Annotated in this window: 15 protein-coding genes; 7 read left to right on the forward strand and 8 right to left on the reverse strand. The window is 62.2% G+C overall.

Annotated elements, in window-relative coordinates; all coding sequences use genetic code 11:
* The first annotated feature begins 30 nt into the window (after positions 1-30).
* From AC1RTB_RS05735 to AC1RTB_RS05760, 6 genes are read left to right on the forward strand one after another with little or no spacing between them, the layout of a single operon-like run.
* Positions 31-1,140: a microcin C ABC transporter permease YejB gene (locus AC1RTB_RS05735; RefSeq protein WP_492875547.1), complete on the forward strand. Its 1,110-nt coding sequence runs from the start codon at positions 31-33 to the stop codon at positions 1,138-1,140.
* Positions 1,140-2,282, forward strand: a complete 1,143-nt coding sequence (locus tag AC1RTB_RS05740) for an ABC transporter permease (protein WP_492875549.1) — start codon at positions 1,140-1,142, stop codon at positions 2,280-2,282. Before AC1RTB_RS05735 ends, AC1RTB_RS05740 begins: the two co-directional genes overlap by 1 nt.
* Before the next feature lie 55 nt (positions 2,283-2,337).
* A complete protein-coding gene (locus AC1RTB_RS05745; protein WP_492875551.1) occupies positions 2,338-2,580 on the forward strand; it encodes a type II toxin-antitoxin system VapB family antitoxin in 243 nt (80 codons plus the stop codon).
* Complete coding sequence (locus tag AC1RTB_RS05750; RefSeq protein WP_492875553.1) at positions 2,577-2,969, forward strand: type II toxin-antitoxin system VapC family toxin; 393 nt, start codon at positions 2,577-2,579, stop codon at positions 2,967-2,969. The genes AC1RTB_RS05745 and AC1RTB_RS05750 overlap by 4 nt, the downstream gene beginning before the upstream one ends.
* The gene (locus AC1RTB_RS05755; protein WP_492875555.1) at positions 2,966-4,594 is read left to right on the forward strand and encodes an ABC transporter ATP-binding protein; all 1,629 of its coding nucleotides are present in this window, start codon (positions 2,966-2,968) and stop codon (positions 4,592-4,594) included. The genes AC1RTB_RS05750 and AC1RTB_RS05755 overlap by 4 nt, the downstream gene beginning before the upstream one ends.
* A 15-nt stretch (positions 4,595-4,609) precedes the next feature.
* Positions 4,610-5,554 carry a 2-hydroxyacid dehydrogenase gene (locus AC1RTB_RS05760; protein WP_492875557.1) on the forward strand — a complete coding sequence of 315 codons (945 nt, stop codon included), beginning with the start codon at positions 4,610-4,612 and terminating at the stop codon, positions 5,552-5,554.
* A 10-nt stretch (positions 5,555-5,564) separates the two neighbouring features.
* On the opposite strand, the gene AC1RTB_RS05765 is transcribed toward AC1RTB_RS05760, so the two are convergent.
* The 3 genes from AC1RTB_RS05765 to AC1RTB_RS05775 form a co-directional block, all read right to left on the reverse strand.
* A complete protein-coding gene (locus tag AC1RTB_RS05765) occupies positions 5,565-6,425 on the reverse strand; it encodes a C40 family peptidase (protein WP_492875559.1) in 861 nt (286 codons plus the stop codon).
* Entirely contained in the window at positions 6,422-6,772 is a 351-nt protein-coding gene (locus AC1RTB_RS05770) for a MarR family winged helix-turn-helix transcriptional regulator (protein WP_378944995.1), read from the reverse strand. The genes AC1RTB_RS05765 and AC1RTB_RS05770 overlap by 4 nt, the downstream gene beginning before the upstream one ends.
* A 481-nt stretch (positions 6,773-7,253) precedes the next feature.
* Positions 7,254-8,618 carry a leucyl aminopeptidase family protein gene (locus tag AC1RTB_RS05775; RefSeq protein ID WP_492875561.1) on the reverse strand — a complete coding sequence of 455 codons (1,365 nt, stop codon included), beginning with the start codon at positions 8,616-8,618 and terminating at the stop codon, positions 7,254-7,256.
* Between the two features lie 134 nt (positions 8,619-8,752).
* On the opposite strand from AC1RTB_RS05775, the gene AC1RTB_RS05780 reads away from it, so the two are divergent.
* Positions 8,753-9,562 carry a tetratricopeptide repeat protein gene (locus AC1RTB_RS05780; RefSeq protein ID WP_492875563.1) on the forward strand — a complete coding sequence of 270 codons (810 nt, stop codon included), beginning with the start codon at positions 8,753-8,755 and terminating at the stop codon, positions 9,560-9,562.
* Between the two features lie 72 nt (positions 9,563-9,634).
* On the opposite strand, the gene AC1RTB_RS05785 is transcribed toward AC1RTB_RS05780, so the two are convergent.
* The 5 genes from AC1RTB_RS05785 to AC1RTB_RS05805 are packed head-to-tail and all read right to left on the reverse strand — an operon-like array spanning position 9,635 to position 15,234.
* The gene (locus AC1RTB_RS05785; protein ID WP_492875565.1) at positions 9,635-10,651 is read right to left on the reverse strand and encodes a type II secretion system F family protein; all 1,017 of its coding nucleotides are present in this window, start codon (positions 10,649-10,651) and stop codon (positions 9,635-9,637) included.
* 4 nt (positions 10,652-10,655) lie between these two features.
* A complete protein-coding gene (locus AC1RTB_RS05790) occupies positions 10,656-11,669 on the reverse strand; it encodes a type II secretion system F family protein (RefSeq protein ID WP_492875567.1) in 1,014 nt (337 codons plus the stop codon).
* Positions 11,670-11,697: 28 nt separating this feature from the next.
* Complete coding sequence (locus AC1RTB_RS05795; RefSeq protein WP_492875569.1) at positions 11,698-13,194, reverse strand: TadA family conjugal transfer-associated ATPase; 1,497 nt, start codon at positions 13,192-13,194, stop codon at positions 11,698-11,700.
* Positions 13,195-13,223: 29 nt separating this feature from the next.
* A complete protein-coding gene (locus AC1RTB_RS05800) occupies positions 13,224-14,507 on the reverse strand; it encodes a CpaE/TadZ family protein (RefSeq protein ID WP_492875571.1) in 1,284 nt (427 codons plus the stop codon).
* A 22-nt stretch (positions 14,508-14,529) separates the two neighbouring features.
* Positions 14,530-15,234, reverse strand: coding sequence for a CpaD family pilus assembly protein (locus tag AC1RTB_RS05805; protein ID WP_492875573.1), 705 nt, complete (start codon positions 15,232-15,234; stop codon positions 14,530-14,532).
* Positions 15,235-15,246 lie beyond the last annotated feature (12 nt).

Consider the following 15,246-nt stretch of genomic DNA (forward strand, 5'->3'; position numbering starts at 1 on the left):
CTCTTTGCTCCGTCTGAGGAGCCTTGCCTGATGGGCGCCTATATCCTCCGTCGTATCCTTTTGATGATACCGACCCTGTTCGGTATCATGGCGATCTCGTTCGCCGTCGTCCAGTTCGCGCCCGGCGGCCCGGTCGAGCAGGTCATCGCCAAGCTGACCGGCCAGGGCGGCGACGCCGGTGATCGTCTCTCTGGCGGCAGCGGCGGTGATTTAGGCGGCGGCAACACGTTCGACGCGGCGGGCAGCGAAGGCTCGTCCAAATATCGCGGCGCGCAAGGTCTCGACCCCGAATTCATCGCCAAGCTCGAAAAGCAGTTCGGCTTCGACAAGCCACCGCTCGAGCGCTTCGGCATGATGTTGTGGAACTATGCCCGCTTCGATTTCGGCGACAGCTATTTCCGCGACATTTCGGTGCTCGACCTGATCATCTCGAAGATGCCGGTGTCGATCTCGCTCGGCATCTGGATCACGCTGTTGTCCTACCTCATCTCGATCCCGCTCGGCATCCGCAAGGCGGTCAAGGACGGCTCGACCTTCGACATCTGGACCAGCGGCGTCATCATCGTCGGCTACGCCATCCCGGCCTTCCTGTTCGCCATCCTCTTGATGGTGCTGTTTGCCGGCGGCTCGTTCTTCGACTGGTTCCCGCTGCGCGGCCTGACCTCGGAAAATTTCAGCGAGCTGTCGCTCGGCGGCAAGGTGCTCGACTATCTCTGGCACGTCACATTGCCGCTGGCCGCACTCGTGCTGTCGGCTTTCGCCACGACCACGCTTTTGACCAAGAATTCGTTCCTGGACGAGATCCGCAAGCAATATGTCGTGACTGCCCGCGCCAAGGGACTTTCGCAGCGCCAGGTGCTCTACGGCCACGTCTTCCGCAACGCCATGCTGATCGTCATCGCTGGCTTCCCCGGCGCCTTCATCTCGGCCTTCTTCACCGGCTCGCTTCTGATTGAAAACATCTTCTCGCTCGATGGCCTTGGCCTGCTCGGCTTCCGCTCGGTTCTCGACCGCGACTATCCGGTGGTCTTCGCCAATCTCTACATCTTCTCGCTGATGGGGCTGTTCGTCGGGCTGATCTCCGACCTCACCTACACCTGGATCGACCCACGCATCGATTTCGAGCGGAGGGACGTTTGATGTCGGCGACAGATAGGGTTGCCGCACCGGTCAAGCGGCCCTGGCTCTCGCCGATCAACAAGCGGCGCTGGCAAAGCTTTCGAGCCAATCGGCGCGGCTACTGGTCGCTGTGGCTGTTCCTCGTCCTGTTCGGCCTGTCACTATTTTCCGAGTTCATCGCCAATGACCGCCCGCTTCTGATCCGCTTCAAGGGCGAGTTTTTCTCGCCGATCATGCGGGATTATGGCGAAGAGACTTTCCTTGGCGATGAAGGGTTTTTGCCCATCACCGACTATCGCATGGCGGTGGTGCAGGAGGCGATAGCAGCCAATGGCTGGATGATCTGGCCGCCGATCCGCTATTCCTATCGCACCACCAACAACGAAATTCCCGAGGCTGCACCAGCAAAGCCATCCTGGATGTATGCCAAGGAGGTGCGCTGCCAGCGCTATCCCTTGGGCGTCAATGATCCCAACTGCACGGTCGGCAACTGGAACTGGCTCGGCACCGACGACCAGGCCCGCGACGTGCTGGCGCGTGTCATCTACGGCTTCCGCGTCTCGGTGCTGTTCGGCCTGATCCTGACTGTCGGCTCAGCTCTGATCGGCGTCTCGGCGGGTGCCATGCAAGGCTATTTCGGCGGCTGGACCGATCTTTTGTTCCAGCGTTTCATCGAAATCTGGTCGGCGATCCCGGTCCTTTATCTGCTCCTGATCATCGCCGCCGTGCTGCCGCCCGGCTTTTTCATCCTGCTTGGGCTGATGATGCTGTTTTCCTGGGTGGCGCTGGTCGGCGTCGTGCGCGCCGAGTTCCTGCGCGCCCGCAACTTCGAATATGTGAATGCGGCGCGCGCGCTCGGCGTGCCCAACCGCACCATCATCTTCCGCCACCTGTTGCCCAACGCCATGGTGGCGACGCTGACCTTCCTGCCCTTCATCCTCAACAGCTCGATCTCGACGCTGACCTCGCTCGACTTCCTCGGCTTCGGCCTGCCGCCCGGTTCGGCCTCGCTCGGCGAGTTGCTCAAGCAGGGCCAGCGCAACCTCAATGCGCCATGGCTTGGCCTGTCCGGTTTTGTGGTGATCTCGCTGATGCTGTCGCTGCTCATCTTCGTCGGCGAAGCCACCCGCGACGCCTTCGACCCAAGGAAGACGTTCAAGTGAGCTTGGATCTATGGTATAATTTCTTATGTTTTCTACCATGGAGACGAACATGGGCATGAACATCAAGAATGCGACCGTCGAGCGGCTGGCCAAGGAACTCGCCGCCGAGACCGGCGAGACGATGACGTCGGCGATTCAGTATGCGCTTGAGGAGCGGCTGGAACGGTTGCGACGCGATCGGGACCTTGCTGAGCGCAAGCGGCGCGTACGTGAAATCGTCAAAAGCTTCGGCCCGATACCAGAGGGCATGACCAGCGACCATTCCGATCTTTATGACGAAGACGGCTTGCCGATATGATTGTGGATGCGTCGGCAATCCTCGCAATCATCCTCGATGAGCCTGAAGGCGAGAAGTTCGAGGATTTCCTGATCGCGTCCAAAGCGCCCCCAGTGATGTCGCCTGTGAATTTTCTCGAAGCGGCCGCGCGCATTGATGGGCTGCGCTCTGACGACAAATCGAAAAAATTCGACAGCCTGCTAACTGCACTGAACATCGAAATTACGACTGTAACGCCAGACCAGGCCCGTCTCGCCCGCGAGGCCTACAAAGCCTTCGGTAAGGGCAACCACGCGGCGAAGCTCAACCTCGGCGACTGCTTTGCCTATGCGCTCGCCAAGGCGCGCCGGGAGCCGCTTCTTTTCAAAGGCGACGATTTTCGCATGACCGACATCGAGGCCGCCATTTGACCTCCCCCCTCCTTTCCGTCCAGGACCTGTCCGTTGCCTTCAGCCAGGGTGGTTTGACGACGACCGCTGTCGACCACATCTCCTTCGACATCGCCAAGGGCGAGACGGTGGCGCTGGTCGGCGAATCGGGATCCGGCAAATCGGTCTCGGCCCTTTCGGTTCTCAAGCTCCTGCCCTATCCGCCCGCAAGCCATCCCTCGGGGCGGATCATGTTCGGTGGGCAGGACCTGCTGGCCTTGGACGAAAACGCATTGCGCAAGGTGCGCGGCAACAAGATCACCATGATCTTCCAGGAGCCGATGACCTCGCTCAACCCGCTGCACACGATCGAGCGGCAGATCGTCGAGGTGCTGTCGCTGCACCAGGGCATGGGCGACAGGCAGGCACGTGCCCGCACGCTTGAACTGCTCGAAGAGGTCGGCATCCGCGAGCCCCAGAAGCGGCTCGACGCCTATCCGCACCAGCTCTCCGGCGGCCAGCGCCAACGCGTGATGATCGCGATGGCGCTTGCCAACGAGCCAGAACTGCTAATCGCCGACGAGCCGACAACAGCACTCGACGTGACCGTGCAGGCGCAGATCCTCGAGCTGCTTGCCAAGCTGAAGTCCCGCAAGGGCATGTCGATGCTGTTCATCACCCATGATCTCGGCATCGTCAGGCGCATCGCCGACCGCGTCTGCGTGATGACACGCGGGCAGATCGTCGAAACGGGACCGACGAAGGAGATCTTCGCCAACCCGCAGCACAGCTACACCCGCCATCTGCTTGCCGCCGAGCCGAAGGGCAAGCCGCCGGCAGCCAATGCCTCGGCCAAGACGGTGATGTCGGGCACAGACGTGAAGGTGTGGTTTCCGATCAAGCAGGGCTTCTTCCGCAAGACTGTCGACCATGTGAAGGCTGTCGACGGCATCGATATCGCCGTGCGCGCCGGCCAGACTGTAGGCGTGGTTGGCGAATCGGGTTCGGGCAAGACGACGCTGGGGCTCGCGCTCACCCGCATGATCTCGTCGCAGGGCCGGATCGACTTCGACGGTCGCGAGATCGACAAGCTGACCTTCAACGCCATGCGGCCGCTCAGGCGTGAAATGCAGATCGTGTTCCAGGACCCGTTCGGCTCGCTCAGCCCGCGCATGTCGATTGCCGACATCATCGAAGAAGGTCTCAAGATCCACGAGCCCGGGCTCAAGGCAGCCCAACGCGACGTTGCAGTCGTCGACGTGCTGCGCGAAGTCGGCCTCGATCCCGAGACACGCTTCCGATATCCGCACGAATTTTCCGGAGGCCAGCGCCAGCGTGTCGCCATTGCCCGCGCCATGGTCCTCAAACCGCGCTTCGTCATGCTCGACGAACCGACTTCTGCACTCGACATGAGCGTGCAGGCGCAGGTGGTTGACCTTTTGCGCAGCCTGCAGGCCAAGCACGACCTCGCTTATCTGTTCATCAGCCACGACCTCAAGGTGGTGCGGGCGCTTGCCAATGACGTCATCGTGATGCGCAACGGCAAGGTGGTCGAGGCGGGGACCTCCGAGCAGATTTTCGAGCGTCCGCAAACGGATTACACTCGGGCGCTGATCTCGGCGGCGTTCAAGATCGAAACGGCGCCGACCGGCGTGGTCAGCGAATAGCATCAAGGGCAGAGCATGGCGGGCAAGGGCAAGATTCTTCTTTCGATCACCGGTTTCAGTCCGCAGCGCTGGTATGAGCTTTTGTCGGCGGAACGCGAGGTCGTGCTCGAACCCGATGGTGCCGCCGATCCCTCGATCGAATATGCGGTGGTGTGGAAGCAAAAACCGGGCACGCTCGCCAAGCTGCCGAACCTCAAGGCGATCTTTTCCATCGGCGCCGGCGTCGACCACGTTTTTGCCGATCCCGGCCTGCCCGAGGTGCCGATCGTGCGGGTGGTCGCCGACAATCTGACCCAATACATGACCGAATATGTGCTGTGGCGGGTGCTCGACCATCATCGCCAGGGACAGCTTTACCGCAACCAACAGACAAAAAAGGCCTGGCATGAGCCGCAGCAGAGGCCTGCAGAAGACATTTCGGTCGGCATCATGGGCATGGGCAATCTCGGCCGCGCGGCAGCTGAGGTGCTCAAATCAGTCGGCTTCCGCATCAATGGCTGGAGCCGCAGGCCGCAAGAGGTCGCAGGCGTGACCACCTTCAGCGGCGATGCCGGGCTCGTTCCGTTCCTCAACGCCACCGACATACTGGTGGTGCTGCTGCCGCTGACGGAGGCGACCAAGGGCATCATCAACTACGGCCTGCTCAAGGAGTTGCGCCGGCGCAACGGGCTCGGCGGTGCTGTGCTGATCAATGCCGGGCGCGGCAGACTGCAGCGCGACGCCGACATTTTGCGCGCGCTCGACGACGGCACGCTGAAAGAGGCGAGCCTCGACGTATTCGAGGTCGAGCCCCTGCCCAAGACCAGCCCGATGTGGAATCACCCCAAGGTGTTCGTGACACCGCACGCCGCGGCGACCTCCGACCCGGCACATCTGGTGGCGCCGATGCTCAAGCAGATGGACGCGTTCGAACGCGGTGAAGCGCTGGAAAATGTCGTCGACCGCAACGCGGGGTATTGATTCGGTAGGCCTACGGCCGCCGGAACACCGTCGGGCCGCCATAGAGGTAGCCGATGCGGTCGATGGCTTCGCGCAACCCCTCGCGGGCAACGGTCATGGTGTGGCCGTTGGCGTGGATCATCATCTCGGCGTCGGTCATGATGGCGACATGGCCTTTCCAGAAGACGAGGTCGCCGCGCTGAAGCCTGGAGAAATCCGCGCCTGCGTCAACAAGGGTGCCAAGCGAGGCTTCCTGCATGTCGGAATCACGCAGGACATCGCGTCCGGCCATGCGCATCGACAGCTGGACCAGCCCCGAACAATCGATGCCGAAGGCACTGAAGCCACCCCAGAGATAGGGCGTGTCGATCAGCCGTTCCGCGACCGAAACGAAGTCGTCGGCCTTGGTTCCAAGCGGCGCCAGATGCTGGGTGACCAGCGCTTCGCCCGAGGCCAGCAACGCGTAGCGCGTGCCGCGCGTTTCGGCATAACCGGTGACGGCGACCTGCGAGCCCAGCGAGAGCGCCGCGCTGCGCGGAAACTTCATGTCAGGACCGGGATAGACAAAGCTGCGAAGGGCGGTGACGACATGTGTCGACTCAAGCTCGCGCGGAGCAAGGTCGCCCGCCGAGACATAACCGACGTAACCATCGCGCTCGGCCTGGAGCCAGGCGAAGCCTTCTGATTCCTCGAAGACCAGGACGTCGTCGCCATAGAGCAGTTGCGTGTTGACCCCGGCATCCGGGCGCGGCGCCTTGCGGACATCGGCGACGGGCACGGATATGCGCGCCGGGCGCCCGGTAACAAAGCGCTCGGCTGCGACTTCGCCCTTGAGGCGAGCGTCGGCAAGGTCGGGGCGGTAGGCGTGAAGGCGGCTGTCTCGGGCGGTCAAATCGGAAGCTCCATGGCTTTGGCAATGATAGCATCGCCCAGTCGCTCGACATAGAGCGCGCCTTCGACGGTGCGCCGGATCAGGACGTTGCGTTTGTCGAGTTCGTCGCGATGGCGCGACACCAGCTTGAGCGCGCCCATTGTGTCGAGCGCGCGGGTGATGACCGGCTTGGAGACGCCGAGCCGGGCGGCGAGCCCGCGCACCGTGTGCGGGGGCGGGTCGAGATAGATGGTGAGCAGGATCGCCATCTGGCGCAGCGTCAAATCGGGCGCGTCGTCACGCACCTCGGACAGGGCAAACTGCTGCAGCAGTCTCAGCGATTGGCTCGGACGCAATGCGATCGGCATGACGCCAGCATCCACGCTAATTGTTTCGGTTCCGTTTCATTCAAACGGGAATTTGCGGCGGTGGCAAGGCGAGAACCAAGACATGCTGTACGGTCATTCTGCACCGTTTCTGGTTTCCTTCGCGTTCCGGCATGGATTCCCGACACTCTCCGCTCGTTCCTCGCTCACGAGGTCGGGAATGACGGATCGCGGGGGCCGTCCCCGCCAATCTCCAACGTCGGCGATTGGCACAAGCGCACGAGAGGTCAGCACAGGCGCAAACGTTGGCGATTGGCGGAAACGATCAATGAAGCCCGTCATTCCCGACCTCGTGAGCGAGGAACGAGCGGAGAGTGTCGGGAATCCATGCCGGAACGCTAGAGAAACCACAAACGGCGCAGAACCGAGCCGGTCACGACCTAGCCGGCTCGTCTGCGACGTTACAGGGGTGTGGCCTCCCGTCCCTCGTGTAGCCGGCGATGGACGAGAGGCTTCACCGCAATCAGCCAAACCGTGCCGAAATCACCTTCTCCAGGGCGCGGATGGCCTGGGCCTCGCCGCCGGTCGGGCCGTGCGGGCGGTCGGTGGGGTTCCAGGCAAAGATGTCGAAATGCGCCCAGCTCGATGTCTTTTCGACAAAGCGCTTGAGGAACAGCGCAGCTGTGATCGAACCGGCGAAACCATCGGTGGTGACGTTGTTCATGTCGGCGATCTTCGAAGACAGCTTGGCGTCGTAAGGCTTCCACAGCGGCATGCGCCAGATCGGATCCTCGACCGCAACCGAGGCGGCGGACAGCTCGGCGGCAAGGGCCTCGTCGTCGGTGTAAAAGGGCGGTAGGTCGGGCCCGAGCGCGACGCGCGCGGCACCCGTCAACGTCGCCATGTCGACCAGCATTTCCGGCTGCTCCTCGTCGGCAAGGGCGAGCGCATCGGCGAGCACCAGCCGTCCCTCGGCATCGGTGTTGCCGATTTCGACTGATATGCCCTTGCGGCTTTGCAGCACGTCGCCGGGGCGGAAGGCATTGGCCGAGATCGAATTCTCCACCGCCGGGATGAGCACGCGCAGCCTGACATTGAGCTTGGCCGCCATGATCATCGAGGCGAGGCCAAGAACGTTGGCCGCACCGCCCATGTCCTTCTTCATCAAAAGCATGCTCGATGGCGGCTTGATGTCGAGACCGCCGGTGTCGAAACAGACCCCCTTGCCGACGAGCGTGACCTTGGGAGCATCGCTTTGGCCCCACGTCAGGTCGATCAGGCGCGGGGCATCGTCCGAAGCACGGCCGACGGCATGGATCATCGGGAAATTGTGCTTGAGCAGGTCGTCGCCGATGGTCACGCGGAGCTCGGCGCCATGGACGCTTGCAAGCTTCCTGACCGCTGCTTCAAGTGCCGATGGTCCCATGTCGTTCGTCGGCGTATTGACGAGGTCGCGGACCAGGAACACCGACTCGACGATGCGCTTCAGCCGCGCGGCATCGACGCCTGTGGGCACGGCAAGGCCGAGTTCCCTGCCCGGCTTCTTGCCGTAGCGGGTGAAAGTGTAGCCGCCGAGCGCGACACCAAGGGCGGCCAGTTCGGGATGCGCGGGCTGGGCGGCGAAATGCCAGGCGCCTTCCGGCAGGTTGCGGGCGAGCGCGCCGAAAGCGAGCCCGTTTTCATTTTGGCCGGTGCCGAACAGGGCGCCAGCAAGGCGGCCATTGGCACCGGGAATCGCCAGCACCTTGCCCGCCTCGCCGGCAAAGCTGTTGGCATTCGCCCAGGCGAGGATTTCGGGTGCAAGGCCTGCACTTTCGAGGCCGTCCTTGGCAACGAGGTGGATCGGCAGCGCGTCAGCGGACTTGGTGTCGAGCAGTTCGACCGGCATTTCGGCTTCCTTCGGTATCGGATGGCGCGGCGCTCCTGGCCCTCTTAACCATCCGTTAGGGTTAACAGATTATTTCTCCAAAGCGGGGAGATGGCCGGCGAACGGCCACGCGGACGAATGGAGACCTGCCTCCGATGTTGACCAATCGCTCGATGAACGCAACGGGAAAACGCCTTGCGAGAGCGGCTTTCGTGGCACTGCTGACGGCCAGCGTCGCTGGCTGTGGTACCTCCAAGATGACCACCGGCTCGATCGGGCGCGGCCAGTCGGTCGACACGATGTCGACGGGTTCGCTCCAAAGCTCCGCCGACAAGATCGGCCGCACCTATGCCAGCGACCCCAACAACAAGCCGGTGGCGCTGCAGTACGCCTCGGTGTTGCAGATGAAGGGCCAGACCGACCAGTCGCTGGCGGTGATGCGCAAGCTTGCCATCGGCTATCCCAAAGATCGCGACGTGCTCGCCGCCTATGGCAAGGCGCTTGCCGCCTCGGGCGAGTTGCAGCCGGCACTTGATGCCGTGCGCCGCGCCCAGACGCCTGAATATCCCGACTGGAAGCTGGTTTCGGCAGAAGCCGCGATCCTCGACCAGCTCGGCCAGACACAGGATGCGCGCGGCCTCTATCGCCAGGCACTCGACCTTAAGCCGAACGAGCCGACGGTGCTGTCCAATCTCGGCATGTCCTATGTGCTCGAAGGCGATCTGAAATCCGCCGAGACCTATCTGCGCTCGGCAGCTTCCCAGCCCGGCGCTGACAGCCGTGTACGCCAGAACCTGGCGCTGGCGGTCGGCTTGCAGGGCCGCTTCGACGAGGCCGAACAGATCGCCAGCCAGGAGCTCTCGCCCGAGCAGGCACAGGCCAATGTCAGCTATCTCAGAGGCATGCTGTCCCAGCAGAATGCCTGGAACCAGATCAAGGCGACGGACAAGAAGAAGACCAACTGACCTGCCGAGGCGCATAAAGGCCAAAGCCGCGTCGAACGACGCGGCTTATTTGTTGATGCGGGGGATCAGTTCCTATTCGCTGCTCGACTGCTGCTTGTCGCCGAAGATGCCGCGCTGGCTGATCTGCATGCCGGCAGGGCCGAGGATGACGGCAAACAGCACCGGCAGGAAAAACAGGATCATCGGCACTGTAAGCTTTGGAGGAAGTGCGGCCGCCTTCTTCTCCGCTGCGTTCATGCGCATGTCGCGGCTTTCGGCAGCCAGAACACGCAACGCATGGGCTACAGGGGTGCCGTAGCGTTCAGCCTGGATCAACGCCTGCGTGACCGACTTGACCGATTCGAGACCGGTGCGGGAAGCCAGGTTCTCATAGGCCTGGCGACGCTCGGTGAGGTAGGAAAGCTCGGCATTGGTGAGCACGAATTCTTCGGCGAGATCTACCGACTGCGCCCCGATCTCGTCGGCGACCTTGCGCAAAGCGGCCTCGACCGACATGCCTGACTCAACGCAGATCAGCATCAGATCGAGCGCATCCGGCCAGGCCGCCTGGATCGACTGCTTGCGCTTGGTGGCGCGGTTGTTGACGTAGAGCACCGGTGCGTAGAATCCTGCATAGGCCAATACGATGCAGGCGAAAATCTTGAAGAAGAAGGGTTTTTCCGCAAACCCGCCAAGCACGAAGACGTAAATCATGCCGAGTGCCAGGCCGACAAAAGGCAACACCAGGCGAAAAAACAGAAAGCGGGTCAGTGGGTTCTGGCCGCGAAAGCCGGCGACTTTGAGCTTGTTGAGCGTGCCTTCGTCGACCAGAGCCCGTCGCAGATCGAGCCGTTCGACGATGTTGCGCATGCCGATCGACTGCTGTTCGCGCAAGCCCTTGTGGCGGCGGTCGGCCTCGGCGGCAAGGCGGATGCGCTGCTTGGCGCGCAACTCGTCGCGCTCCAGCGCCACCGCCTTCATGCGCCCCTTGAGCGGGTTGCGGGCCAGTGAGGGCAAAACGGTGAAAACAGTGGCAAAGACCGCGATGGCAACGAGCAGCGCGATGAGAAAGGACGGATCGGTGAGCGATTTGACGACTTGGTCTGTCACGGTCCTAAACCTCGAAATTTATCATCTTGCGCATCACGAAGATGCCGATCGCCATCCAGATGCCTGAGACACCGAGGATAAGGTGCCCGGTGCTCGTGGTGAACAGCGGCATGATGTAGTTCGGGCTCGAGAGATAGACGAGCAAGGCAACGATGACCGGCAGAGAACCGATGATCCAGGCCGAGGCCTTCGCCTCCATCGACAGCGCCTGAACCTTGGCCTTCATCTTCTTGCGGTCGCGCAGCACCCGGGAAAGATTGCCAAGAGCTTCCGAGAGATTACCACCGGCCTGGCTCTGGATCTGGATGACAATGCCGAAGAACCCGGCTTCGGGGCACGGCATGGTCTCGGTCATGCGCAAGGCTGCTTCTGGAATGGAGACGCCGACCTGCTGGGCTTCGACCAGACGACGGAATTCGCCGCGAACCGGCTCGGGCGATTCAGAGGCGATGAGCCGGATGCCGTCATTGAGCGGCAGACCCGATTTCACGGCGCGCACGATGATGTCGAGCGCATTGGGAAATTCCGCGAGGAACTGCTTGACGCGACGGCCGCGGCGGAAAGAGACGAACCATCTGGGCAGGCCGATGCTGCCGGCAAGCAGCGCACCGGGCAGCAGGATCAACGGGGCGCCGGCTATGAACACAACGGCCGTGACGACCAACCCGCATATGGCCGAATAGACGTAGAAGCGCTGCACCGTCACCAGCATGCCGGCCTGGCGGATCTGGACGCGCAGCGGCGGCTTCTTGATGTTGCGATCCTTGGCCTTCTGCTTTTCTTCGAGTTCGTTGAGCGTATCCTGGACGGATTTGCGCCGCTTGGCGACTTCGGCGACCCGGTCGCGGGATGCCTTCACCACGGATTTGTCGGAATCGGTCTGCCTGACCGACGCAAGCCGACGATCGCTGTTGGTCTGGCTCTCGATGCGGTTGAACAAGAAGGCGTAGGCGACCGCGCCGGCGCTGAGACCAGCAAGGGCGATGAAGATCAGCATCATGGGGTCGAGGCCGAACATGGCGCGTCAGATCCTCGTTTCTTGCATGTCAGTCGGCGCTCTTTTCCATGGCTTCCAGCGCGGTTGCGAGCCGCGCTTCCTCGCCATAATAGCGGGCGCGGTCCCAGAAATGCGGGCGTCCAATGCCGGTGGAAACATGCTGGCCGATCAGCCGGCCGTTCTGGTCCTCGCCCTTGATGTTATAGAGCACCAGGTCCTGGGTGATGATGACGTCGCCTTCCATGCCAATCACCTCGGTGATGTGGGTGATGCGGCGCGAACCGTCGCGCAAACGCGCGGCCTGGATGATGATGTCGACGGAACCAACGACGATTTCACGCACAGTCTTCTGCGGGAGCGAATAACCGCCCATGGCGATCATCGCCTCGACACGGTTGAGACATTCGCGCGGACTGTTGGAGTGGATGGTGCCCATCGAGCCGTCATGGCCGGTGTTCATCGCTTGCAGCAGATCGAAAACCTCAGGTCCGCGCACTTCGCCGACGATGATCCGCTCGGGGCGCATACGCAGGCAGTTCTTGACGAGGTCGCGCATGGTGACCTCGCCCTCGCCTTCCAGGTTAGCGGGCCGCGTTTCCAGGCGGACGACATGCGGCTGCTGCAGTTGCAGTTCGGCCGAATCCTCGCAGGTGATGATACGCTCGTCGCGGTCGATATAGTTGGTCAGGCAGTTGAGCAGCGTCGTCTTACCCGAGCCCGTGCCACCTGAGATGATGATGTTGCAGCGGACGCGGCCGATTATCTTCAGCACCTCGGCCCCTTGCGGCGAGATCGCACCAAACTTGACCAGCTGATCGAGCGTCAGCTTGTCTTTCTTGAACTTTCGGATGGTGAGGGCAGCACCGTCGATCGACAGCGGCGGTGCGATCACGTTGACGCGGGAGCCATCAGGCAAGCGCGCATCGCAGATCGGCGAAGATTCGTCGACGCGGCGGCCGACCTGGCTGACGATACGCTGGCAGATGTTGAGCAGCTGCTGATTGTCGCGGAAGCGGATATTCGTCTGTTCGACCTTGCCGTTGACCTCAATGTAGACGTGCTTGGCGCCATTGACCATGATGTCGGCGATCTCGTCGCGGGCAAGCAGCGGTTCGAGCGGGCCGTAACCCAAGACGTCGTTGCAGATGTCTTCGAGCAATTCCTCCTGCTCGGAGATCGACATCGCGAAATTCTTGATCGCGATGATGTCGTTGACGATGTCGCGGATTTCCTCACGCGCGCTGTCGGGATCAAGCTTGGCAAGCTGCGACAGGTCGATGGTGTCGATCAGCGCGGAAAACACCTGGCTCTTGGTGTCGTAGTAACTTTCGCTGCGCTCGCGCTGCTGCGGCTTGCGCGGTTCGGGCGCGAAGGACGGCGACGGCTCAACTGTGCGCCGTGGCGGCGCAACCGGTGCTGCCGGTGACGACACCGCAGGGCGCGGAGCAACCAGCGTATCAGTGGATTGCGCTACGGGTGTCACCCCAAGTGGGCGGAATCCCGGTGTCGAGCGGTTGCCGTCGCCGTTGCCTCTCTTGCCAAACATGATCGACTAACACCTCCGCCGCGCGCGCATCACTTATTGCGGGCCTTCAGCCGATTGAGAATTCCGCCGAGGCCGGACGGCTTCTTGGTCTTGGCTTCGGACCTTCCGGTCAGGATATGCGCGATCTCGTTGATCGTCTGGACGACCGCATTCTTCGCGTCCATCTCGCCGAGCATGCGACCGTTGTTGGCGGCATTGCCAAACAGCAGCGGATCGAACGGAATGACCGCCATCGGCGTGATCCCCAGCGGCTCGGAGAAATCCTTGACGGAAATTTCGGGCCGCTTGGGCACCCCGGCCTGATTGAGGACCAACCTGGGCGGCGGGTCGTTGGGCCGAAGGCGCTTCAGCATATCGACAAGGTTCTTGGCGTTGCGCAGATTGGCCAGTTCCGGCGTCGCGGTGATGACCACCTCGTCGGCGCGGATCAGCGTGTTCTTGCTCCAGCCGCTCCAGATATGGGGAACGTCGAGCACGATCAGCGGCGTGCTGCGCTGGGCCGTGTCGATGATCGAGGCAAAGGCTTCGGCGTCGAAATCATAGACGCGTTCAAGCGTCGATGGTGCGGCCAGCAGCGACAGATGTTCCGCGCACTGCGCGAGCAGACGGTCGAGATAGACCTCGTCGACACGCTCGGGCGCGAACACCGCCTCGGCGATGCCCTGCGCAGGGTCCTGGTCGAAATTGATGTTGGCTGTACCGAAAGCGAGATCGAGGTCGGCGACAATGACCTCCGACTTGAACAGGGTGGACATGCTCCAGGCGACGTTGTGGGCGATGGTGGAGGACCCCACCCCGCCCTTTGCGCCGACAAAGGCGATCGAACGGCCGATGGGCTCAGCCTCTGGATCGACGAAGATCGAGGAGATGACGCTGACGACATCGGCTGTGGACACTGGCGCCACGACATATTCGGAGATGCCTGAACGGATGAGTTCGCGATAAAGCGCCACATCGTTGTAGTGGCCAATCACCACGACCTTGGAACTCGGGTCGCAATACTCGGACAGCCGGTGCAGCATTTCGAGCAGGCTCTTGGGCTCGCCGCGCGATTCGAGGATAATCAGGTTGGGCGTTGGAGCGCCGCTGTAGACTTCAAGCGCGGTTTCGATGCCACCCATGTGGACTTGAAGATGGGCCTTGGCCATGCGCCGGTCTTCGCCGGCGCGTTCGATCGGGCCGGCGACGCTGTCGGTCTCGCAGAACGCCTGGATCGAAATGCGCGGCACCGGCCGGAGCACCTGCATCACCGCAAGATCCTGCTGCGAAAGCTCGGCGCTCTCGGGCTGGGAGTCGTAGGCGAGATTGCTCATGTCGAACTGCCTCCAGATCCCATCAATAAACCGTCTCGGGTCGCCAGGCGGCCGGCGGCTTGCGGTATTGGCCGATCACGACGTCGCGGTTCTCGGCATCGATCGGGGTCTGCTTGCGCGGTCCAAGCAGGTCGGCAGGATTGGCGATCTGGGCGGCGATATTGTTCTGATAAGAACAGCCGTAATTGGCGTAGTGCTTGTTGTCGGCCGTGTTGAGCAGGTCCTCAGGCCAGCGGCCGCATTGGTCTGTCTGGGCGCGCATCGCCGAATAGACAACGCGTATAGGCGAGGACGCCTCCGAATAGTCCGATTGATAATTGGTGATGGCGATGCGGTTCTTCGGAACGCCTGCCTTGATCGCAACGTTCATCAGCCCGCGTGCCGCCTTGGAGGCGGCAGCATCATTGGCGCCGCCGGACGGTGCCATGATTGTCAACGCGGGAGCGGCACGGAGATCGTAGTTTTGCAGGAAACCTTCGAAGGTGGCCTGCTGGCTCCGGGTGATACCGCGATCACCGGCGCCGACCGGAATGTCGATCGTCTGGTTCTTCTCGGCAATGACGATCGGGTGGTTGGTGCGGTAGTCGTCGGGGATCGAACCGACTGTTACACTGTCGCGATTTGCGCAACCGGCAAGGAGCGCGACCACAGCAACTGCCAAAAGCGGGCGGAGGATGCGCGACTTTTCCGATCTGTCGAGACTGCGCGTGAATATTGCCTGAGACATGCCGCTATCCCC

The sequence above is a fragment of the Aminobacter sp. GW821-FHT11F06 genome (assembly GCF_058808215.1).